This is a genomic window from Alphaproteobacteria bacterium (assembly GCA_017308135.1).
Classification (GTDB): domain Bacteria; phylum Pseudomonadota; class Alphaproteobacteria; order CACIAM-22H2; family CACIAM-22H2; genus Tagaea.
In genome coordinates, this window is the sequence record JAFKFM010000008.1 from 737,114 (window position 1) to 757,627 (window position 20,514).

18 protein-coding genes are annotated in these 20,514 nt (G+C 64.7%); 9 read left to right on the top strand and 9 right to left on the bottom strand.

Annotated features, from left to right (window positions below; translation table 11 throughout):
• Positions 1-2: 2 nt before the first annotated feature.
• Positions 3-2,003 carry a flagellar hook-associated protein FlgK gene (gene flgK, locus J0H39_11760; protein ID MBN9497421.1) on the bottom strand — a complete coding sequence of 667 codons (2,001 nt, stop codon included), beginning with the start codon at positions 2,001-2,003 and terminating at the stop codon, positions 3-5.
• 453 nt (positions 2,004-2,456) lie between these two features.
• On the opposite strand from flgK, the gene J0H39_11765 reads away from it, so the two are divergent.
• From J0H39_11765 to J0H39_11780, 4 genes are all read left to right on the top strand, one after another.
• Positions 2,457-3,398, top strand: coding sequence for a LysR family transcriptional regulator (locus J0H39_11765; GenBank protein MBN9497422.1), 942 nt, complete (start codon positions 2,457-2,459; stop codon positions 3,396-3,398).
• A gap of 113 nt (positions 3,399-3,511) precedes the next feature.
• Positions 3,512-4,387, top strand: coding sequence for a TauD/TfdA family dioxygenase (locus tag J0H39_11770; GenBank protein MBN9497423.1), 876 nt, complete (start codon positions 3,512-3,514; stop codon positions 4,385-4,387).
• Positions 4,388-5,134: 747 nt separating this feature from the next.
• Entirely contained in the window at positions 5,135-6,178 is a 1,044-nt protein-coding gene (locus tag J0H39_11775; GenBank protein ID MBN9497424.1) for an ATP-binding cassette domain-containing protein, read from the top strand.
• Positions 6,147-6,938: an ABC transporter permease gene (locus J0H39_11780; protein ID MBN9497425.1), complete on the top strand. Its 792-nt coding sequence runs from the start codon at positions 6,147-6,149 to the stop codon at positions 6,936-6,938. The genes J0H39_11775 and J0H39_11780 overlap by 32 nt, the downstream gene beginning before the upstream one ends.
• Here the strand turns inward: J0H39_11780 and J0H39_11785 are convergent.
• Entirely contained in the window at positions 6,935-7,570 is a 636-nt protein-coding gene (locus J0H39_11785) for a TetR/AcrR family transcriptional regulator (protein MBN9497426.1), read from the bottom strand. The genes J0H39_11780 and J0H39_11785 overlap by 4 nt on opposite strands.
• 113 nt (positions 7,571-7,683) lie before the next feature.
• Between J0H39_11785 and J0H39_11790 the strand changes: the two genes are divergently transcribed.
• Entirely contained in the window at positions 7,684-8,802 is a 1,119-nt protein-coding gene (locus tag J0H39_11790; GenBank protein MBN9497427.1) for an HlyD family secretion protein, read from the top strand.
• Between the two features lie 22 nt (positions 8,803-8,824).
• The gene (locus J0H39_11795) at positions 8,825-10,381 is read left to right on the top strand and encodes a DHA2 family efflux MFS transporter permease subunit (protein MBN9497428.1); all 1,557 of its coding nucleotides are present in this window, start codon (positions 8,825-8,827) and stop codon (positions 10,379-10,381) included.
• Between the two features lie 5 nt (positions 10,382-10,386).
• Here the strand turns inward: J0H39_11795 and J0H39_11800 are convergent, their stop codons facing one another.
• Genes J0H39_11800 through J0H39_11825 form a run of 6 tightly spaced genes read right to left on the bottom strand, consistent with a single transcriptional unit; the run spans position 10,387 to position 16,364 of the window.
• Positions 10,387-10,893, bottom strand: a complete 507-nt coding sequence (locus tag J0H39_11800; GenBank protein MBN9497429.1) for a PAS domain-containing protein — start codon at positions 10,891-10,893, stop codon at positions 10,387-10,389.
• 60 nt (positions 10,894-10,953) lie between these two features.
• Positions 10,954-11,619, bottom strand: coding sequence for a cysteine hydrolase (locus J0H39_11805; GenBank protein MBN9497430.1), 666 nt, complete (start codon positions 11,617-11,619; stop codon positions 10,954-10,956).
• 1 nt (position 11,620) lies between these two features.
• Positions 11,621-13,105, bottom strand: coding sequence for an ABC transporter ATP-binding protein (locus J0H39_11810; GenBank protein MBN9497431.1), 1,485 nt, complete (start codon positions 13,103-13,105; stop codon positions 11,621-11,623).
• Positions 13,106-13,152: 47 nt separating this feature from the next.
• Entirely contained in the window at positions 13,153-14,076 is a 924-nt protein-coding gene (locus J0H39_11815) for an ABC transporter permease (protein MBN9497432.1), read from the bottom strand.
• Positions 14,076-15,197 carry an ABC transporter permease gene (locus J0H39_11820; GenBank protein MBN9497433.1) on the bottom strand — a complete coding sequence of 374 codons (1,122 nt, stop codon included), beginning with the start codon at positions 15,195-15,197 and terminating at the stop codon, positions 14,076-14,078. The genes J0H39_11815 and J0H39_11820 overlap by 1 nt, the downstream gene beginning before the upstream one ends.
• 51 nt (positions 15,198-15,248) lie before the next feature.
• Entirely contained in the window at positions 15,249-16,364 is a 1,116-nt protein-coding gene (locus J0H39_11825) for a BMP family ABC transporter substrate-binding protein (GenBank protein ID MBN9497434.1), read from the bottom strand.
• Between the two features lie 212 nt (positions 16,365-16,576).
• On the opposite strand from J0H39_11825, the gene J0H39_11830 reads away from it, so the two are divergent.
• The 3 genes from J0H39_11830 to J0H39_11840 are packed head-to-tail and all read left to right on the top strand — an operon-like array spanning position 16,577 to position 18,666.
• Positions 16,577-17,497, top strand: coding sequence for a glycosyltransferase (locus tag J0H39_11830; GenBank protein MBN9497435.1), 921 nt, complete (start codon positions 16,577-16,579; stop codon positions 17,495-17,497).
• On the top strand, positions 17,494-18,153 hold the full coding sequence (locus J0H39_11835) for an alanyl-tRNA editing protein (protein MBN9497436.1): 660 nt from the start codon (positions 17,494-17,496) through the stop codon (positions 18,151-18,153). Before J0H39_11830 ends, J0H39_11835 begins: the two co-directional genes overlap by 4 nt.
• Positions 18,154-18,162: 9 nt before the next feature.
• Positions 18,163-18,666: a VOC family protein gene (locus J0H39_11840; GenBank protein MBN9497437.1), complete on the top strand. Its 504-nt coding sequence runs from the start codon at positions 18,163-18,165 to the stop codon at positions 18,664-18,666.
• A 1-nt stretch (position 18,667) separates the two neighbouring features.
• Here the strand turns inward: J0H39_11840 and J0H39_11845 are convergent, their stop codons facing one another.
• Positions 18,668-20,437 (bottom strand): HAMP domain-containing histidine kinase, encoded by a 1,770-nt coding sequence (locus J0H39_11845; protein ID MBN9497438.1) that lies wholly within the window; start codon positions 20,435-20,437, stop codon positions 18,668-18,670.
• Positions 20,438-20,514: the final 77 nt, after the last annotated feature.

The following is a 20,514-nucleotide window of genomic DNA, read 5'->3' on the forward strand; positions in this document are numbered from 1 at the left end:
GGTCAGTTCCTTCCGAGATTGATCAGCGTGTCCATCATCGTGCGCACGGTCTGCATGACCATGGCCGACGCCTGATACGCGTTTTGCAGCGTCACGAGATGCGCCATTTCCTGATCGACCGAGACGCCGACCGTATTGAGATAGGTTTGGTTCGTCTGCGATTGCAGCGTGTCGGCATAGGTCGCGGTGTTCTGCGCGTCGGCGATGCTCCAGGCCGTGTAGGAAACGGCCGAGCCGATCGTGTTGGCGATCGTGAGCGCGCCTTGCACGATGCCGGTGTTGTTGAGCGCACCCGCCCCCGTCGGCATCGGAATGCTGTCGAACGTCGTTGCGGTCGCGTTGTTGAGCGCGTCGGACATGTCGCCGGCGGCACCCGCCTTCGCCGTCATGCCGCCATTGGCGAGGGCCGGATTGACCTGCAACATCGACGCGGCCGACGGATTATTGCCGTAAGCGGGCTCGATCACGTAGACGCTGCCCGCCCCCGGTGCCGAGGTGAAGGGCGAATTGAGGTTCAACGTGTCGCCCGTGTTGCCGGTGATCGCGGCGACCTGTCCCGCCCCCGGCCCGGAAACGATGCGCACTTGGTAGCCCACACCCGTCGCGGTGGGCGCGAATTGGTTCGGCGTCCAGGAATTGGTCGTGTCGGTCAGGCTCGTCGTCGTCGCCGCGGTCGTGGCGTTCGACATCAGCGGGCCTGTCACCTCTTGGATGACGTATTTGCTGGTGCCATCGGTTGCGGCCAAGCCCGGGGCGGTGATCGAGGTGCCCGTGCTGGCGGTGATGATCGCGGACGATCCCTTGCCGAGCCCGTCGGTGATCGTCACGCGGTAGTAAGCCGTCGGCGTGGGCGAATAATTGCCGAACGCGGCACCCGTATCGGTGAGGCCGCCGGCGGCGGTCGAAGCCGTCGCCCCGCCGGTCGCGACGGTTGTGGCGGTCGTGTTCGATACGGGATACGGCAAGTTGGAGTAAGTGAAGAAATTCGCCGCCAGTTCGCTGCCGTAGGAAGCGCTTTTGTTGTAGGCGGTGTTGACCGCATAGGCGACCTGGTTGGCGATCGCGTCGAGCTGGTTCTGGAATTTGCGCAAGGCGCCGTCGCCCGGCTCGCTCGACGCCATCACGCCTTGCGAATAGCTCGACGTGGACGCCTGCGCTTCGAACCCGGCGCGCAGGCGCATCAGCGATTCAAGCTGGCCGCCGGGGAACGACGACGCCGGCACGCTTTGCGTGGCGCCGTTGACCGACATTTGGATCTGGTTGGAGTTCGGATCGTAGCTGAAGCTCGGCGGCACGGCGCCCGACACCAAGGTCTGCCCGCCGGCCGTGACGATCTGCAGCGAATTCGTGCCCGTGCCCAAGATCTGCACCTTGGTGATCTTGGACATCTGCGCCACGACCTGATCCATCTGGTCCTGCAGATCGCCGATCGGCTGTCCGGTCGAGGACTGGTTCACGATCTGGGCGTTGAGCGTATAGGCCTGTTGAACCAACTGGTTGAGTTGCGTCACACTCTGCGTGATGTCCGTCTGGATCATCGCGTCGATCTGCTGCGGCTGCCCGGCGAGATTGTTGATCTCCCCCGCCAGCAGCGTGCCTTGCGTGACCACCGCACGCGCCAGCGTCGCGTTTTCGGGATTCGCCTCGTAATCCTTCCACGCTTGCTGAAACGCCTGATAGGTCGAGGTCAAACGCGGCGTGCCGCTTTCGACGTTCAGGAACGAGCCGATGCGCTGCAGATATTCCTGGCGCACCGCCGCCCCGGCCGATTCCGCCGTACGGTTCAGCAATTCGTTCTGCAACGTCGTGTTGGTCGTGCGGGTGATCGACGCGATCGCGACACCGCTCGGCAAACCCTGCACGACCGGCGTGGTCAGGTTCACCCGTTTCTGCGTGTATCCGGCCGTCTGCGCGTTCGCAACATTTGCCGAAGCGATGCGCGATTGTTGCTGCAAGGTCAGCAGCGAGCTCAGCGACGAATAGAGTGCCGCGGAAAGCGACATCGGAAATCACTCCGGAAGAAAACGTGCCGTCGAAAAACGAAAATCTTTATGTCGAAATGAACTGCAAGCCGCTTGCCAGTTATGTCGCCTTGATTCGTTTGGAAGATTCTCGCTCCGGATTTCGGCGGCGGAAGAAACGACCCGGCAAGACTCGGTTTAGAGGAATTTTTTACCTATCAATACAATCTTTACGTGGATAACGATTTTCCGGAAAACCCCGGAGACGCGAAGAAATTGTAGCCGTGAAAACGAATCGGCCGCGTATCGATATGTAACGCGCGCTCATACGCACGGCGAAGAAAAAACGTCGCGCGACTTCGATAATGTTTGGTTGAAACGCCGTTAACCTCAATGCGCATTAACCACAACGCGGCGTTAACCAAGCCCCCGCGAATTCTCCACCAACGCCGCGTGCGCTTATCGTAGGCTCGTCGCAGCCAAGGAGATTCGGCCGTGCTGCACGGACGCATGTTGCGTTACCTGGACGAGATCGTCCGCTCGGGCTCGATCCGCAAAGCCTCGGCGCGCTTGAACGTCGCGTCGTCGGCGATCAACCGTCAGCTTCTGGCGCTGGAGGCGGAACTCGGCGCGCCGCTGTTCGAGCGCCTGCCCCGCGGCCTGCGTTTGACGGCGGCGGGCGAAATGCTGATCGCCCATGTCCGCCAGACTTTGAAGGATCATGACCGGTTGCGCCGGCGCATCGAAGGCCTGAAGGGGCTGCGCCACGGCAAGGTCGCGATCGGCACGGTCAGCGGTCTCGCCAGCGGCTTGCTGTCGACGGTGATCGCCGATTTTCGCGCCAAGCATCCCTTCATCCGCGTGACGGTGCGCAACGCGTCGCTCGACGCGCTGATCGCGGCGGTGCTCAGCGGCGATCTCGATCTGGTGCTTGCCTATAACCTGCCGCGCCATCCGCGCTTGCGCGTGCTCGCCGATGTCGGCTGCCCGCTCGGCGCGGTCGTCGCCCCCGATCATCCGCTGGCGCGCGAGACCAAGCTGCGCTTGGCCGACTGCCTCGACTATCCGCTGGTCCTGCCCGATCCCAGCGTGACGATCCGGATGATTCTGGACGAGGTGATCCCGCCGCAGCCCGAGATCCTGCCGGTCCTGGAAAGCAATTCGACCGATCTTCTGAAGAAGCTGGCGCGGGAGGCGCCGCACCTCACCTTCCTCAACGAGGTCGACGTGGCGGAGGAGCTGCGCCAGCGCAAGCTCGTGTTCATTCCCGTCCAGGAACTGGCGGCACGGCCCCAATCGCTGATTCTGGCCCAACGGACAAAAGCGCCCCTGGAGGGACTTGCCGATCTTCTGGTCCGCGCGCTTCAGGCCGAGCTCGACCGCCTCTACCGGCCCCAATCGGGCCATGGTGCCTTAAAGGCAACAATGCGTCCCTAAATCGATGCTTTTCGGGTGATGGTCGGCTCGGCCACCGTTTCGGGGTGCCGACCGGCACGGGGTTTGCCTCTCCGACCGGTGCCGAGGCGACCACCGGAAGGATCGAGACCGCGATGCAAGCCGCCGCCATTCTGGCCCCCGCCGGGGCCGAACAGCTGAAAATCGCCCCGAACGCCAACGGGTTCGGGGCCGAAATCACCGGCATACAGCTGAAGGACGCCGACGCGGCGACCTTCGCCGCCGTCGAAGCGGCGTTCAACCGCTACTCGGTCGTCTGCCTGCGCGACCAGCGTATGACCCCGCCGGAGCTTCGCGACACGATCAAGCGTTTCGGCCCGCTCGAAACGCATACGTTGCTGCAATACACCCTGCCCGGTATTCCCGAGATCTATGTCCTCGCCAATATCGAGGAGAACGGCCGCCAGATCGGCGCGCACAATGAGGGCATCGGCTGGCACACCGACCTTTCCTATAAGGAAAAGCCGGTGATGATGACGGCGCTTTACGGCCTGATCTGCCCGCCGGAAGGCGCCGACACGCTGTTCGCCGACATGACGTCGGCCTACGAGGCGTTGCCCGAAGACGAGAAAAGCGCCCTCGACGGTTTGCGCATCCATCATTCCTATCAAAGCTGGATGGCGACGCGCGCCGATCGCGCCCCGTTGACCGAGGCGCAAAAGGCGCTGACGCCCGACGTGAAGCACCCGTTGATCCGCACCCATCCGGTGACCAAGCGCAAATCGCTGTTCATCGGCACGGGCACGGTGTGGGGCATCGACGGCATGGACCGCGCCGAAGGCAAGGCGCTGGTCGATCGCTTGGTCGAGTACGCGACCGGCCCCCGCTTCCAGCTCGCCCATAAATGGCGCGAAGGCGATCTGGTCCTTTGGGACAATCGCTGCACGCTGCACACCGGCACGCTGTTCGACGACCAAAAATACAAGCGCCATATCCATCGCATGATGGTCAAAGGCGACCTGCCCTTCTGATCCACCCACAGGGATGCCCCCGATGAAAAAATTCGTCACCGCCGCCGCTCTCGCCTGTCTGGCCGTTTCGGCCCCGGCACTCGCGCAAGATACCGTCCTGTTCCAGGCCAATTGGCTGATCCAGGGCGAGAACGCCTATATGGCCGCCGGGATCGAGAAAGGCTTCTTCAAGGAAGCCGGCATCGATCTCAAAATGCAGCGCGGCTTCGGCTCGGGCGACACGGTCAAGAAGATCGTCACCGGCGCGGCGACAATCGGCACCGCCGATCTGGGCGTCGTCGCGCTGGGCCGGGTGCGTGAAAGCCTGCCGGTCAAATGCATCAGCGCCGAGTATTCCTATTCGCCGCAAGGCTTCTGGACGCTCGAATCCTCGCCGATCAAAACGGTGAAGGATCTCGCGGGCAAGCGCGTGGGCATCACGCCCGGCAACTCGCTGATGGTCTATTTCCCGCTGCTCGCCAAGGCGAACAATATCGATCCCGCCTCCGTCACCTTCGTGAATATGGAGGCGAGCGCTTTGCTGCCCACGCTGCTCGCGGGCCAGGTCGACGCGATGCCGGGCTTCAGCACCGTGTTCCCGTTGCGCAACGCCGAAACGACCGCGCAGGGCAAGCCGCTGCACGCCATGCCGATGGCCAAGAACGGCGTGCAGGTCTACGGCGAATGCCAGTTCGTCACCGAACAGACCGCCGCGACCAAAGGCGATATGCTCAAGCGCTATCTCGGCGCCGTCGTCAAATCCTGGCAATGGTCGCGCGCCAACCCGGACGAGACGGCGAAGATCCTGTCGAAGGCCTATCCCGAATTGAAGGAAGAGAACGTCAAGCTGAACCACATGGCCTATATGGATTTCGTCTTCAACGAGACGAGCCAGAAGGTCGGCCTGGGCGGCTTCGATATGGACCAGCTGAAGCGCACTTGGGAAGCCGTCAAGGAAGCGCAGAAGCTGACGCAGACGCCCGACGTCTCGACCTTCATCGACGCGCGCTTCCTGCCGGGCCGCTCGTGATCGAACTCGACTTCGTCTCGCACCAGTTCGAAACCCCGGAAGGGCCGATCCCGGCCCTTTCGGGCGTTTCGCTGGATATCGGTGCTACGGAGTTCGTCGCCGTGGTCGGCCCGTCGGGCTGCGGGAAATCGACGCTGCTGCGGCTGATCGCGGGGCTGGTCGCGCCCAGTGCGGGCAGCATCCGCATCAAGGGCGAAAAAGTGACGAAGCCGACCGCCGATGTCGGCTTGGTTTTCCAGGCGCCCACATTGCTGCCCTGGGCCAACGTGCTCGACAACGTGCTGTTCCCGCTGCGCATGCTGAACGAGTACGGGCCGCAAGGCGAGAAACGCGCGCGCGAGTTGCTCGCACTCGCCGGGCTTTCGGGTTTCGAAAATCGGATGCCGGACGAGCTTTCCGGCGGCATGCAACAGCGCGTGGCGATCTGCCGCGGCTTGGTCCGCGATCCCGCCGTGCTGCTGATGGACGAGCCCTTCGCGGCGCTGGACGCGCTGACGCGCGACGAGATGGGCGCGCTGCTTTTGGATCTGTGGGCCGCCAAGCCCAAGGCGATCGTGTTCATCACCCATTCGGTGCCCGAGGCGGTGATGCTCGCCGATCGCGTGATCGTGATGGGCGCCCGTCCCGGCCGCATCGTCGACGATGTGCGCATCGACCTGCCCCGGCCGCGCAATTTCGACATGGAGTCCCGCGATGAGTTCCAGGCCGCAACCAAGCGCATCCGCGCCCACGTCTATCGCGGGTCCCGTCATGCGCCCCCCAGCGCGACGCAAGCCGCTTAACGCATCGGCGTTGCTGCCGGCGGCGGTCGTCGCGGCGTTGTTCCTCGCCTGGGCGCTGGCGGTCGAAATCTTCGCGATCCCCGTCTATATCCTGCCCTCGCCCCAGCGCATCGTCGTCGCCCTTTGGGAAATCCGCGACACGGTCGCCATGCATGCGGCGGCCACGCTCGGCACGATCCTGGCCGGTTTCGCGCTGTCGATCGTCGTGTCGCTGCCGCTTGCGGCCTATCTTACGCTCTCCGCTTTCGGGCGCGCGGCGATCTATCCGCTGCTGATCCTGTCGCAATCGATCCCGAAAGTGGCGCTGGCCCCCATCCTGGTGCTGCTGCTGGGCACCAACGTGCTACCGAAGATCGTCATCACGTTCATGGTCGCGTTCTTCCCGCTGGTCATCAGCAGCGCCACCGGCTTCGGCGCCACGCCGAAGGAATTGATCGAGCTCGGCCGTTCGCTGCAGACCAATCGCTGGAAGGAATTCCTGCGCATCCGCCTGCCCTACGCGATCCCGTTCGTGTTCTCCGGATTGAAAATGGCGATCACGCTGTCGGTCATCGGCGCGGTCGTGGGCGAGTTCGTCGCCGCCGATCGCGGCCTCGGCTTCCTGATGACCTCGTCGCTCGCCTTCTTCAACACGCCCGTCGGCTATGGCGCCATCGTCGTGTTGTCGCTGCTGGCGATGATCCTGTTCCAGCTTGTGGTGCTGGCCGAACGCTTGCTGTTCCCGTGGAGTGCCCGCATGCAAACGGGTGCGGGGCGCTAACCCTTCTTCGGCCCGTAGGCGGCCATGAACATGGCGATCGCGGAATCGATCGCCTTCGCCATCTCGGCGGGATCGGGCGTTTCGATCACGCAGAACAGCATCTGCTTCAATGGCCGCGTGAGGCACAGATCGATGAACTGGAACGCCGCGCGCTGCGTGTCGCCGATCGACAAGCGACCGGCCGAGACCTGGCGATCGAGATAGGCCGCGAGCCGCCCCGCCCCGTACATCGGCCCCGCCTCGTAGAAGGCGTGACCGATGCTCGGGAATTTCGCCGATGCGGCGATGACCGTGCGCAAATGCGCCATATGTCCGGGCCGCGTCACCGCATCGACGATATTGCGCGCGATCTCGCGCAGCACGTCCGCGACGTTTTCGTCGTCCGCGGAGAACCGGCAAATCTGCTCGGCCTGGATACGCCGATCCTCGCGGATCAGCGCTTCGAACAGCGCTTCTTTCGACGGGAAATAGGCGTAGACCGTGCCCTTCGACACGCCGGCCGCCTTGGTGATGTCGTTCATGCTGGCGCCGTCAAAGCCGTCGCGCATGAAGATTTGTCGAGCACCTTCAATGATTTGACGCCGTTTGGCGGTGTCCGAAACCTCGGCAATTTGGGCGACCTGCGTGGACATCAACGGACCTATGCCGTGGAAAGTTATTGACCGAACCGTTCGGTTCAATTTGAATGAGGCCCTCGCCCCTGTCAAGGCGCACCCTTTTTCTCACCCCTCCGGTTCAAATGAAGATGGATAACGAAGCGGCCAAGTTGCGGCCCGATGGCGAAGTTTCCCCCACAGCCGCCGCCCCCAATCGCAAGCGTCTCGTTCTGCTCGCCGTGCTGGCCGTCGCCCTCGGTTTCGGCGGCTGGAAAGGCTATGGCTGGTACACCGACGGGCGCTTCGTCGTCTCGACCGACGACGCTTATGTAAAAGCGTATCAATCGATCGTCGCGGCGAAGGTCTCGGGCCTCGTCGCTTCCGTCGCCGTCGCCGACAACACCAAGGTCAAAGCCGGCGACGTGCTGCTGCGCCTCGACGACGGCGACTACAAGCTCGCGGTCGATGCCGCCCGCCTGCGCGTGGCGACGCAAGACGCCACCATCGCCCGCCTCGCCCGCCAGACGTCGGCGCAACGTGCGTCGATCGAACAGGCCGTCGCCCAGCTTGCCTCGGCGCAAGCCGAACTGGCGCGCGCCAATCTCGCCTTCAATCGCGCGGACTCGCTCGCGCGCACCGGCAACGCGTCGATCGCGACGTTCGATCAAGCCCGCGCCGATCGCGATCGCGGCGTGGCCGGCGTGGCGGGCGCGCGCGCGGGCGTCGAAGCGGCCAACGCGGCGATGGACGTTCTGCGCGCTCAGCAGACCGAAGCCGAAAGCCAACGCCGCGAACTCGATACCGCCTTGCAGCGCGCCGAACGCGATCTCGAATTCACCGTGATCCGCGCCCCCTTCGACGGCACGGTCGGCAACCGCGCCGCCCAGCCGGGCCAATACGTGCAGCCGGGCACGCGGCTGATGGCGCTCGTCCCGCTCGACGGCGTCTACGTCCAAGCCAATTTCAAGGAAACGCAGCTCGCGAATTTGCGCCCGGGCCAGGATGTCGAACTGCATGTCGACGCCTATCCTGGCCGCATCATCCATGGCCATCTGGCGAGTGTCGCCCCCGCCACGGGCGCCGAGTTCTCGCTGCTGCCGCCCGAAAACGCGACCGGCAACTTCACCAAGATCGTGCAGCGTTTGCCGGTGCGTATCGCCCTGCCCGAGGCGATCGCGCGCGAAGGCCGTTTGCGCCCGGGCATGTCGGTGGTCGTCGACGTGCGCACGAAGGACGTGACCGCCGCCGGAGCCGACGATTCGAATTGAACGGGGCGAAGTGAGTCCGGCCATGGCCGCCCAAACCGCCGACGCGGATCGCATCGATCCCAAACGCCTGGTCGCGTTCATCGCGATGGTGTTCGGGATGTTCATGGCGATCCTGGATATCCAGATCGTTTCGGCGTCGCTCGCCGAGATCCAGGCGGGGCTGTCGGCCAGCGCCGAGGAAGTTTCCTGGGTTCAGACGAGCTATCTGATCGCGGAAGTCATCATGATTCCGCTGTCGGGGTTTTTGAGCCGCGCCTTCTCCACCCGCATCGTCTTCACGCTATCGGCGGGCGGATTCACGCTGATGAGCTTCATGTGTGCGCAATCCACTTCGATCGGGGAAATGATCGTGTGGCGCGCGCTGCAAGGCTTCATCGGCGGCGGCATGATCCCGACCGTCTTCGCCGCCGCCTACACGATCTTCCCGCGCAGCAAACAATCGATGATCGCGCCCGTGGTCGGCCTCGTCGCCACGCTCGCGCCGACGATCGGCCCGACGGTGGGCGGCTATCTCACCGATCTGTTCTCCTGGCACTGGCTGTTCCTGGTGAACATCGTGCCGGGCATCGTCGTCACCCTCTCGGTTTGGGTGCTGGTCGATTTCGACCGCCCCGATCTGTCGCTGCTCGAAGGGTTCGACTGGCTGGGCCTGGGCGCGATGGCCGTGTTCCTCGGCTCGCTCGAATACGTGCTCGAGGAAGGCCCGGCGAAGGATTGGTTCGGCAGCGATCTGATCGTCACCGCCGCCTTGGCCGCGACGCTGGGAAGCATGGTGTTCTTCTGGCGGAACCTGACCGTCAAGCGGCCGATCGTGGATTTGACCGCTTTCGCCAACCGCACCTTCACGGCCGCGTCGATCTGCTCCTTCGTCATGGGTATCGGGCTTTACGGCCTCACCTATCTCTATCCCGTCTATCTCGCGCGCGTGCGCGGCTTCTCGCCGTTGCAGATCGGCGAGGCGATGTTCGTGACGGGGCTTTGCATGTTCCTCACCGCGCCGGTCATCGGCCGCCTGGCCGCCAAGGCCGATCCGCGCGTGCTGATCGCGGCGGGATTCGTCATGTTCTCGGCCGGCACGTGGCAAGCCTCCGCCATCACGATCGATTGGGATTTCTGGGAGTTGCTCGTGCCGCAGATGCTGCGCGGCATCGGCATCATGACCTGCATGGTGCCGATCAACAATCTGGCGCTGGGCTCGCTGCCGCCCGAGCGATTGAAGGGCGCGTCGGGGCTCTACAACCTCACGCGCAATCTCGGCGGCGCGGTCGGCTTGGCGCTGATCAACACGCTGCTGAACGACCGCACGGATTTGCATCTCCAGCGCCTGCACGAACAGGTGACGTGGTCGAGTCAATCGGCGCTGGAAACGCTGACGCTGATGACGGGCGCCCTATCGCGCCTGGGCAGCGACGCCGAATTGGGCGCCATCAAAAAAATGGCGGGGCTCGTGCACCAGCAAGCCTTCGTGATGGCGATGGGCGACGTGTTCATCGCCCTCACCTTCCTGTTCATGCTGCTGGTGGCGTTGACGCCGTTGATGCAGCGCCCCAAACGCGCGGCGGGCGGCGGCGGTCACTAACCGGCCTAAGCGCGGCGCTCCGGCGCGTATCGGAACAGCTTGGTCGACACCAGGATGATGTCGACATTCGTGCCGTCGCTCGCCAGCGGCAGAATCAAATTCTCGATCTCGCGGTAATCGGCATGGATCCAAAGCTGCGCGATGCCGCGCCGCCGGCTGGGAATGCCGGTACGTACCACACGCTCGTAACGCTCGAAGAACTCGGCGCGCGACTTGACGTGCGGATGCGCTTCGTCGAGCCACTTGCCGGTCGGATCGGCGCGCATCGCCTCGACGATCGCCGTGCCCACCAAGCGATAGCGCAAGCGGAACGGATCGCGTTGAACGTCGAGCAGCCAAAGCGACGGCAGCAACCGCGTGGGAATGTCCGCGGGATCGACATGCTGGCGGCCGGGCAGTAGCCGGTCGGGCGCCAGCCCGTGCCAATAGTCGTAAATTTCCGCGATATCCGGATCGAGCGGCACGCCCGGATTCATATCCTCGAAGCCCAATTCGCGGCGCGCGGGGTTCATGGAAAACTCGATCCGGGGAGAAGGGCTGCGTCCACTATGCGCAGACGGACGCGAAAGCGTCTAGACCAACGCCGTTTCCAGATCGGCGAGCTTCGCCGTGCGTCCGACGATACCGCCCTGCGCCCGAATCATCGACAAAGCGGCCGATTTATATTCGGGGAAATAACTTTCGGTCGCTTCCTCGACGACCAAGCACACATAGCCGCGATCGTTGGCTTCGCGCATCGAGGTCTGGACGCAAACCTCCGTCGTTACGCCCGCGAAGACGAGATGCGTGATTCCCTTGCGGTCGAGAATGGTGCCGAGCGCCGTCGCGTAGAAGGCCCCCTTCCCCGGCTTGTCGATTTCGATTTCGCCTTTCATCGGCGCGCAACGTTCGACGATCGCGTTGCCGGGCTGACCGCGCACCAAGATGCGCCCCATCTTGCCGATATCGCCGATGCGCAAGCCCGGCTTGCCCTTGCGCTTCGCGGGCGGACAATCGGAAAGATCTGGCAAATGGGATTCGCGCGTATGGACGATCGGCCAGCCTTTGGCGCGGAACAGCGCGAGCAGTTTCGCGACCGGCTCGATCGCGGGTTGAAGCCGCGAAACGTCGTTGCCGAGCGCCGCGCCGAAACCGCCGGGCTCGATGAAATCGCGCTGCATGTCGATCACGACCAGCGCGGTCTTGCCCGGCACGAAGGGAAACGCATCGGGCAGTGCGGGAATCTCGATCTCGTCCATTTTAGTGACCATGCCCGGCCATGTGATGGCCGATCGTCGCGCGATCGGTTTTGCCGACCGCCTCGACATAGGCGATCTTGCCTTCCGACATCACGGCGACGCGATCGGATAGCGACAGGATTTCGTCGAGATCTTCGGACACGAGCAGCACCGCCGCCCCGCGATTGCGCTGATCCATGATCTGGGCGCGGATTTCCTCGACCGAGGCGAAATCCAGCCCGAAACACGGATTGGCGACGATCAGCACGTCGACCTCGCCCGAAAGCTCGCGCGCCAGCACGGCACGCTGCACGTTGCCGCCCGACAGCGCCGCGATGGGCGCGTCGGCCGAGGGCGTTTTCACGCGATAACGCGCGATCAGTTCCTGCGCGCGCTTGCGCATCGGCGCCGCCGACAGCCACCAGCCGAGCGTGGCGATCGGCGGCTGATCGAAGGTCCGGAACGCGATATTCTCCGCCACCGTCATATTGGGCACGGCGGCGTTCTTCAACGGCTCCTCGGGCAGACCGAAGACCTTGTACTTTGCCATCGACTGGCGGCTGGGCGCGAATTCCGCGCCCTTGATCGTCAACTGGCCTTCGCGCATCGGGCGCTGGCCGGACAGAACTTCGACCAAAGCGCTCTGCCCGTTGCCCGAGACGCCCGCGATGCCGACGATCTCGCCCGCATGGATTTTGAGATTGATCCCGTCGATCGCCACGCGGCCGTCATCGGCGTCGGCGCACACGCCGGCGATATCGAGCGTGACGGGCGCATCTTGATGCGCCACGCGCGCCGCGCGTTCGCGGATTTGCGTATCGCCGATCATCATCTTGGCCATCGCGTCGACCGGCGTTTCGCTGACTTTGCCCGCGCCCGCGTAAGCGCCTTTACGCAGCACGGTCAGGTCGTCGGCGAAAGCCTGCACTTCGCGGAATTTATGCGTGATCATCAGCACGGTGACCTCGCCGCGCTGGGTCATGCCGCGCAGCAAGCCGAGCACTTCGTCAGCCTCGTCGGGCGTCAGTACAGACGTCGGCTCGTCGAGGATGATGAAGCGCTGGTCGAGGAAAAGCTGCTTGAGGATTTCGAGTTTCTGCTTCTCGCCCGCCGACAGCATGTGGACGGGCTTGTCGAGCGGCGCGCGGAACGGCATGCGGGCGAGGAATTCCTCCAGCGCCGCGTGCTCGGCTTTCCAATCGATGATCTGCGACCCGCGCGGGCGCGACACGACGAGGTTCTCGGCCCCGGTCAGCGAGGGCACCAGCGTGAAATGCTGATAGACCATGCCGATCCCGGCTTCGGCCGCCTCGCGCGGATTGGCGATGGCGCTTTGCCGCCCGTCGACCAGAACCTGGCCGCCATCGGGTTTGTAGAAGCCCATGATGCATTTGACGAGCGTGGACTTGCCCGCGCCGTTCTCTCCCAACAGCGCATGGAACGTACCGGCGGGCACTTTCAGCGAGACGTCGTCGAGCGCGACGAGCCCGCCAAAGACTTTGCGCATCTTGACGGCTTCCAGACCGATGGCGCGGCGTTCGTTCGTCATGCCGGTCACCGCGTCAACGACAATTCGCCCGGCGCATCGCGCAAGGCTTTCTTGGAACCCGCCGAGCCGATCATCAGGAACAGCGTCAGAATGTAAGGGGCGGCATTGAAGAAGTAATAGCCTTGCGTCACGCCGATGGATTGGAGCGCCGGCCCCAACGCCCCCGCCGCCCCGAACAGCAACGCGGCGTACAAGCAGCGGATGGGGTCCCAGCGCGCGAAGATGACGAGTGCCACGGCCATCAAGCCTTGGCCCGACGACAAGCCTTCGTTCCAACTGCCGGGATAGTAAAGCGACAGGAACGCGCCGCCCACGCCCGCGAAGAACCCGCCCACGGCGGTCGCGAGCAACCGGATCAGCATCACCGGATGGCCGAGGGCGCGCGCCGCCGCTTCGCTGTCGCCCGTCACGCGCAGCACGAGGCCCATGCGCGTGTTCTTCAAAGCCCAGGCGAGGAAGATCGCCAGCGCGATACCGATCAGGAACAGCGGATTGATCTGCAGCGCCTGTTCGAAACGCGGGTCGCCCGTCCACGCCCCCAGCGAGATCGACGGCAGACGCGGCGCCGTCGGCTGGATGTAGGGCTTGCCGAAGAAGAACGCGATGCCCGTGCCGAACAGCATCAACGCGATGCCGACGGCGATATCGTTGACGCCCGGCAAGCGGCAGATCGTCGCGTGCAGCGTGCCCATCAGAAAGCCGAAGCAGCCCGCCGCCAGCACGCCGATCCAGGGCGAACCGGTGCCGTAGGAAAACGCGTAGGCGGTCATGGCGCCGAGCACCAGCGTGCCTTCGAGGCCGAGATTGATCCGCCCCGACCGCTCGGTCAGCATTTCGCCCAACGCGACGAACAGGAATGGTGTGGTCACACGGATCGCACCGCCCAGCATCGCGGCGATCACGGTCGAAAGGGCGAGGCCGGCATCCATCAGGTACGCTCCGTCCGCGCTTTGGGGTTGAAGATCGCAAGGCGCCCATAGAACGTCTCGCTCGCCAGCAGCACGACGAAGGTCAGACCTTGCAGCAGCAGCACCGTCGCATCGGGCAAGCCCATTCGGCGTTGAATGATGCCGCCCGCCGCCGCGATACCGCCGAACAAGATCGCCACCGGCACGATCGCCAAAGGATGCTGGCGCGCGAGGAACGCGACCAGGATTCCGGTGAAGCCGTAACCGGTGGCGAGCGACGCATTCGCCTTGCCGTGCACCGCCGCGACTTCGAAATACCCGGCCATGCCGGCGCACGCGCCCGCGATCAAGGTCGCGACGATGACGAGCCGCCCGACCGGCAAGCCTTGCGCCAGGGCCGCGCGCGCATTGCCGCCCGCGATCTTGCAGGCGAAGCCGAAGGTCGTGCGGAACATCAGGATATAGACGGCGACGCAGGCGACGACGGCGAACGCCAATCCCCAATGCACGTCCACGCCCGGCAGCTTTCCGATCATCTCGGCACTTTCCAGCGCCTTGGTCGACGGCTTGTTGGGATCGGCGGGGTCGCGCAACGCGCCCTCGACGAAGAAATTCATGATCGCGATGGCGATGTAGGAAAGCAGCAGCGTCGAGATCGTTTCGTTGACGCCGCGGAACTGGCGCAAGGCGCCCGCGATCCCGACCCAGGCGGCCCCAACCGCCAGCGCGCCCGCGAACATCAGAATATGCATGACGAACGGCGCGCCGCCGCCGATCAACGGAATGGCGATGGCCGCGGCGGTGAAGCCGCCGAGCACCAACGCCCCCTCCCCGCCGATCATGGTAAGGCCCAGGCGCGCGGGGACCGCCACCGCCAGAGCGGTCAGCATGACCGGGGCCGCGCGCAGCAGCGTATTCGACCACGAGAAGCCCGTGCCGAAACCGCCAAGCCAAATGAGTTGGTAGAACTGCGCGGGCGACTTGCCCAGCGCCAGCAGGAAGACCGAGAACAGCACCGCCGACACCAGCAGCGCCGCGATGGGAATGGCGAGCGCTTCCGATCCGCGCCGCACGCGGATCATCCAATCGGAATCGAAAATGCTTTGCGGCGCGGCGGCGGCGGAACGGGCGATGTCGGTCATCCTTCGGCCGGAAAAGAAAGGGGCGGATGATTGCGCATCCGCCCCGGTCCCTTAGGTGATCGACCCGACCACGCCGTCGGCGAGGAAGTTCATGCCGTCGAGCACGCGATCGAGATTGTCGTAGCCATCCGCGCTGGGCAGCGCCACGGCGCCCTTGTTGTCCTTGACCGGGCCTTTCAGGATGCGCTTGCCGGCCTTGAGATCGGCGATCGCCGCGTCGGCCGCCTTGCGCGCGGCCTCGGGCGCGCCCGCACCGTAAGCGGTGTTGCGCACCATGTCCTTCTCGTAGCCGCCGGCCAGCATATTCGGCACGGGCTGGCCCTTGGCGATGTTGTCGGCGTAGGAACGATAGATCGTCTCCCACTTATACTCCGCCCCGGTGATGAAGCCTTTGGGCGCCAACGCGGCTTGGCTCGCGTTATGCCCCAGGCTCATGATCCCGCGCCGCTCGGCCGTTTCGATCACGACCTTCGGGCTGTCCACGTGACAGGTCAGAATGTCGCAACTCGCGCCGGCGAGCGCGTTGGCGGCTTCCGCTTCGCGCACGGGCAACGCCCAATCGCCGGTGAAGATCAGCTGCAGCGTGACGTTCGGATTGACCGAGCGCGCGCCCCACAGAACCGAGTTGATGTTGCGCAACACCGAGGAGATCGGCTTGGCGGCGACGAAGCCGATCTTGTTGGTCTTGGTCGCAAGGCCCGCGGCCACGCCGTTGATGTAATGCGCCTGATCGAGATAGCCGAAATAGCTACCCGCGTTGGCCGGGTGCTTGTCCTTTTCCCACAACGGGGCGGCGTGGCGGAACGTGACCTTCGGATATTTCTTGGCCGCATCGACCATGAACGGATTGAAATAGCCGAACGAGGTCGCGAGGATGAGGTTCGCGCCCTCGAGATTGATCATCGACTCCATCGATTTGAGAACGGCCGCTGTCTCGGGCACGTTCTCCTCCTCGACGATCGTCACGTTCGGCAGGCTGCGCAACGCCGCGACGTTGACCGCATGGGCCTGGTTCCAGCCGAAATCGTCCTTCGGACCGACATAGACGATACCGATGGTCACCTTCGCCTGGGCGGCGGCCAGCTTGATGTCGCCCAGCGACAAGGCGGCGGCGCCGGCAGCGGTACCTTGCAGGAACGAGCGGCGGGAAAAACGGTCCAGGGGCATGGGCCCTCCTAATTCTTGGTTTCGGGCGTCCGACACGCCCTACGGTGGATCAAGCAATGGATATGCCAGGGTCCTCGCGGGTTCGTGCGGAAGCGCAAAAAGGGGCGCGAAATTGCCCTGATTCGCAATTCGCGCCAGGGGGTTTGGTCCGATCCGGGTGCCGGGTTACGCTTCCGTCATGATCCCGACGACCGATTCCCGGTACGGCTGATATGGGCCGCCTGCGCTATCTGCTGCATCCGTTCGACAAGCCGTTCGGCGGTGTGGCGACCATTCACCGCCATGTCGAATGGCTGGTGGCGGCGGGGTTCGACGCGGCGATCGCCATGGCCGCCCCGCCCGCTCAGGACTTCTACGCCTCGCGCGCAAAGCTCGATCTTGCCTATACGCCGCAGGCGGGCGACCGCATCGTCGTGCCCGAAGGTTTGCCGCATCTATTGGCGCCGCTGGCGAACGCGCCGATACGGCGCATTCTGTTCTGCCAGAACCAGTATTATTTGCCCTTCGGTGCGGACCCAATGGCGGGTATCGCGGAGTTCGGCGTCGATCGCGTGTTGGGATCGAGTGTGGCGGTGCGCGATTTCTTCCGCGACGTCTATAACGTCGACATTCCGATCGTGCCCTACGCGATCGACCCGGCCGAATACGCGCCCGCCGCCAAAACGCGCGCGATTTTGCTGATGCCGCGCAAACGCGCCGATCTGGCGGCATTGATCCACCACACGTTCAAACGCCGCCACAAGCGCCACGCCGATATTCCCTGGCTGTCGGTCGACGGCGCCACGTCGGCCCAGGCGGCGGCGGAAATGGCGCGGGTACAATGGTTCCTGTCGCTGTCGCATCGCGAATCCTTCGGTCTGCCGCCGCTCGAAGCGATGGCGTGCAAAGCCATTCCGGCCGGGTTCAAGGGCGATGGCGGGCGCGAATATATGTCCGAAGCGAACGGCTTTTGGGCGGCGGAGGAGGATTGGCTTGCTTGCGTCGACGCGCTCGCCGCCGCGATCGACATGGTCGATAAGGATCCCGCCAAGCATCAGGCGATGCTCGATGCCGGTGCGGCGACGGTCGCCGCCTATTCGCCCGCGCGCGCGCGGGCCGCGTTGCTCGATTTCTGGCGCGACGAATTGGCATGACCGCGAAACTGTTCTGGAGCGATCCGTACGCGACGCAGTGCGACGCGACCGTGACGGCCGCCGGCGTGGATTGGATCGAACTCGACCGGACGATCTTCTTCGCCGAATGCGGCGGCCAGGAAAGCGATCACGGCAGTATCGCCGGGTGCCCCGTGCGCCAAGCGACGCTGCATGACGACGGCCGCATCGATTACGCGCTCGATCCCGGCCATGGCTTGACGCCGGGCCGCGCCGTGAAAGTCCAGATCGATTGGGCGCGGCGCTACGCCTTGATGCGCCTGCATTTCGCGGCGGAGATCGTGCTCGAACTCGCCGTGCGGCAATTTCCCGGCGTCGAGCGGATCGGCGCGCATATCGCCCCCGACAAGGCGCGGATCGATTTCGTTTGGCCCGAAAATGTCGCCCCCGCCTTGCCCGCCATCGCCGATGCGGCCAACGCGATCGTCGCCGCCGACCGGCCGATCCTGTCCGCTTTCGAACCGGGGATGGAAACGGCCGAGCGGCGCTATTGGGAGATCGAAGGTTTCGCGCGCGTGCCGTGCGGCGGCACGCATTTGAAGCGCAGCGGCGAAATCGGCGCGATCGCGCTGAAACGCCGCAACCCGGGCAAAGGCAAGGAGCGGATTGAGATTTCCGCGACCGCGCCGTTGGGTTAAACTGGCGCCATGCCACTGACCGGACTTTTCCATATCGCCATCAAAACCGCCGATCTCGGCGCCACGGTGCGTTTCTATTGCGACGTGCTGGGCTTGCGCCAAGCCAAGCGCCCGGCCTTCGATTTTCCCGGCGCGTGGCTTGCCTTGCCCATGCCCGGCGGCGACGCAATCTTCCATATCTATGCTGGCGGACCCGCCATGGGCCCCTCGGGCATCGCGCCCAACGGCACGGCTGCGATCGACCACGTTTCGCTCGCCGCGATCGGCTTCCACGACTATCGCGCGAAACTCGAGAGCTTCGGCCTGCCTTACCGCGAGTTCCTCGTGCCCGGCACGACGCTGTGGCAGTTGTTCGTCTACGACCCGTCGGGCGTGCAGCTGGAATTGACGTTCGAAGGTGCGGGCGAGCCCGGCCGGCCGCCCGATATGTCGCCGGGGCGCGGCTATCTCGCCGGCACGAATTTCTTCGATCCCGAAAAATACAAAAGCTTCGCGACGCGCGAACTCGCCTGAGTTACGGCAATCGCACGACGATCGTCGTGCCTTTGCCGGGCGCCGAGGCGATATCGAGCGTGCCGTTTTGCGCTTCGACCAAACCTTTGGCGATGGCAAGGCCCAAGCCCACGCCGTCGCGCGGCGTTCCCGCTTCGCGCTCGCCGCGCTCGAACGGTTTGACGACGCGGGCGAGATCCGCCGGCCCGATCCCGCAGCCGTTATCCGCGATCTCCAATTCAGCGCTGCCATCGTCGCCGCGCGTCAAACGCACGCGCACGGCACCGCCCGCATCGGTATATTTGATCGCGTTGCCGATCAAATTTAGCGCGATCTGCGAAAGGGCGCGCGCATCCGCTTCGATCTCGACATCGGGGGCGAGATCGGCGGCCAACGAAACGCCTTTCTGCGACGCCGCCATCGCCAGCGTTTCCAAGGCGAGGCCCAGCGTGTCCGCGACGTTCAGCCGTTCGCGCGCCAATTCGAGTTTGCCGCTTTCCAGCCGTGCCGCTTCCAGCACGTTCTCGACCAGCGTGCGTAGCAATTCGCCCGAATGGGTCACGCTCGTCGCGTAATCGGCGATCTTGGTGAGCTGCGCTGGGCCCTTCGCGGGATCGGACGCGATGCGCGTGATCAATTCGCCGAAGCCGATGATGGCGTTGAGCGGCGTGCGTAGATCGTGGCTCATCGCCGCGAGGAATCCCGCTTTCGCGCGCGCGGCCTCCTCCGCCGCTTCGCGCGCGGCGACGAGTTCGAGTTCCAGCGCGCGGCGCTGCGAAAGATCGATCAGCCAGATTGCGATCCCGGCCCCGCCGTTATAGCTGCCGCGCGCGAAGGTCAGGCGCATATGCGCCTTGCGCCCGCGCGCCAGCATGATGTCGGTCTCGATCTGCTCGGGCGCACCGCCCGCGACGATCGTTTCGGCGACCTTCTTCCAAATGGCGGTGTCGGCGAACATCGACGCGGGCTCGAACGCGGCAAGGCCTTGCGCGTCGAGCCCGAACGCGTCGAGAAAACCGGCATTGGCGTAGCGCAAGCGCGACGCGTCGACCGCCAGCAGCCCGAACGGGATCGGCCCGCCATCCAGCATCTGCACCGCGGAGCGGTCGGCCGCGCGCGTCAAGGCGGCGGCGGTTTCCAACGCGAAGCGGCGATGGCGATCGTTGCAGCGCGCGACGATCTCGGGGCTCGCCCCGCGCGGGCTGACCGCACGCCACATCGGCGGCCCGGACAGCCCGATATTGCCGACCGCGAAGCCTTCGATGGGGCCGCGCGGCGCACCGACGGGCACCACGAAGCGGCACCAAGTGCGCACCGCGAAGCCGGCGCCGCCGGCGTTTTCGGTATAAAGCGTCTTGCGCCGTTTGCCGGCCGCCAGATATCCCGCCTGATAATAACGCGCGAAATGCGTGCGCGTGGCCATCGACGATAAACGCTGCCCGGCCCAGGAATAGCCGCCGGTACCGGCAAGCGTCTCGCCGTAATGGACATATTCCATGTCGCCGTCGTCGAGCAGGCGGACGACCAGCGAATTGGCCGCGATCTCGGCATGGCTTGGCGCCTGCAACGCGTCCAGCACCGCCGCCATCCCGCCGCGCGCGAAAAGCGGCATGCTTTCCGCGAAGGCGCGCAACGTGGCGTGCGGCAGGGTCGCCACGTCGGGCGTCCAGCACGCATAAGGCAGGACCAGATCGGCGGATTTGAAAATGCCCTCGATTGCCGCCTCGCGGTCGTCGAGGAGGGCGCGGGTCATGCTTTGAACGAGAACGTCGGCGGCGGGACTGTCGGTCATGTCTATTCGGCAGCAAGAATGAACGTCAATATACTCTCTAAACCCATTGATATAAATATTGTTTTTTAGAACGCATC

Bases quoted from the DNA above. Each gene is read 5' to 3' on its own strand.
- flgK (MBN9497421.1), bottom strand. From the start codon at position 2,003: ATGTCGCTTTCCGCGGCACTCTATTCGTCGCTGAGCTCGCTGCTGACC.
- J0H39_11770 (MBN9497423.1), top strand. From the start codon at position 3,512: ATGCAAGCCGCCGCCATTCTGGCCCCCGCCGGGGCCGAACAGCTGAAA.
- J0H39_11775 (MBN9497424.1), top strand. From the start codon at position 5,135: ATGGTCGCGCGCCAACCCGGACGAGACGGCGAAGATCCTGTCGAAGGC.
- J0H39_11780 (MBN9497425.1), top strand. From the start codon at position 6,147: ATGCGCCCCCCAGCGCGACGCAAGCCGCTTAACGCATCGGCGTTGCTG.
- J0H39_11785 (MBN9497426.1), bottom strand. From the start codon at position 7,570: ATGTCCACGCAGGTCGCCCAAATTGCCGAGGTTTCGGACACCGCCAAA.
- J0H39_11790 (MBN9497427.1), top strand. From the start codon at position 7,684: ATGGATAACGAAGCGGCCAAGTTGCGGCCCGATGGCGAAGTTTCCCCC.
- J0H39_11795 (MBN9497428.1), top strand. From the start codon at position 8,825: ATGGCCGCCCAAACCGCCGACGCGGATCGCATCGATCCCAAACGCCTG.
- J0H39_11800 (MBN9497429.1), bottom strand. From the start codon at position 10,893: ATGAACCCCGCGCGCCGCGAATTGGGCTTCGAGGATATGAATCCGGGC.
- J0H39_11805 (MBN9497430.1), bottom strand. From the start codon at position 11,619: ATGGACGAGATCGAGATTCCCGCACTGCCCGATGCGTTTCCCTTCGTG.
- J0H39_11810 (MBN9497431.1), bottom strand. From the start codon at position 13,105: ATGCGCAAAGTCTTTGGCGGGCTCGTCGCGCTCGACGACGTCTCGCTG.
- J0H39_11815 (MBN9497432.1), bottom strand. From the start codon at position 14,076: ATGGATGCCGGCCTCGCCCTTTCGACCGTGATCGCCGCGATGCTGGGC.
- J0H39_11820 (MBN9497433.1), bottom strand. From the start codon at position 15,197: ATGACCGACATCGCCCGTTCCGCCGCCGCCGCGCCGCAAAGCATTTTC.
- J0H39_11825 (MBN9497434.1), bottom strand. From the start codon at position 16,364: ATGCCCCTGGACCGTTTTTCCCGCCGCTCGTTCCTGCAAGGTACCGCT.
- J0H39_11830 (MBN9497435.1), top strand. From the start codon at position 16,577: ATGGGCCGCCTGCGCTATCTGCTGCATCCGTTCGACAAGCCGTTCGGC.
- J0H39_11835 (MBN9497436.1), top strand. From the start codon at position 17,494: ATGACCGCGAAACTGTTCTGGAGCGATCCGTACGCGACGCAGTGCGAC.
- J0H39_11840 (MBN9497437.1), top strand. From the start codon at position 18,163: ATGCCACTGACCGGACTTTTCCATATCGCCATCAAAACCGCCGATCTC.
- J0H39_11845 (MBN9497438.1), bottom strand. From the start codon at position 20,437: ATGACCGACAGTCCCGCCGCCGACGTTCTCGTTCAAAGCATGACCCGC.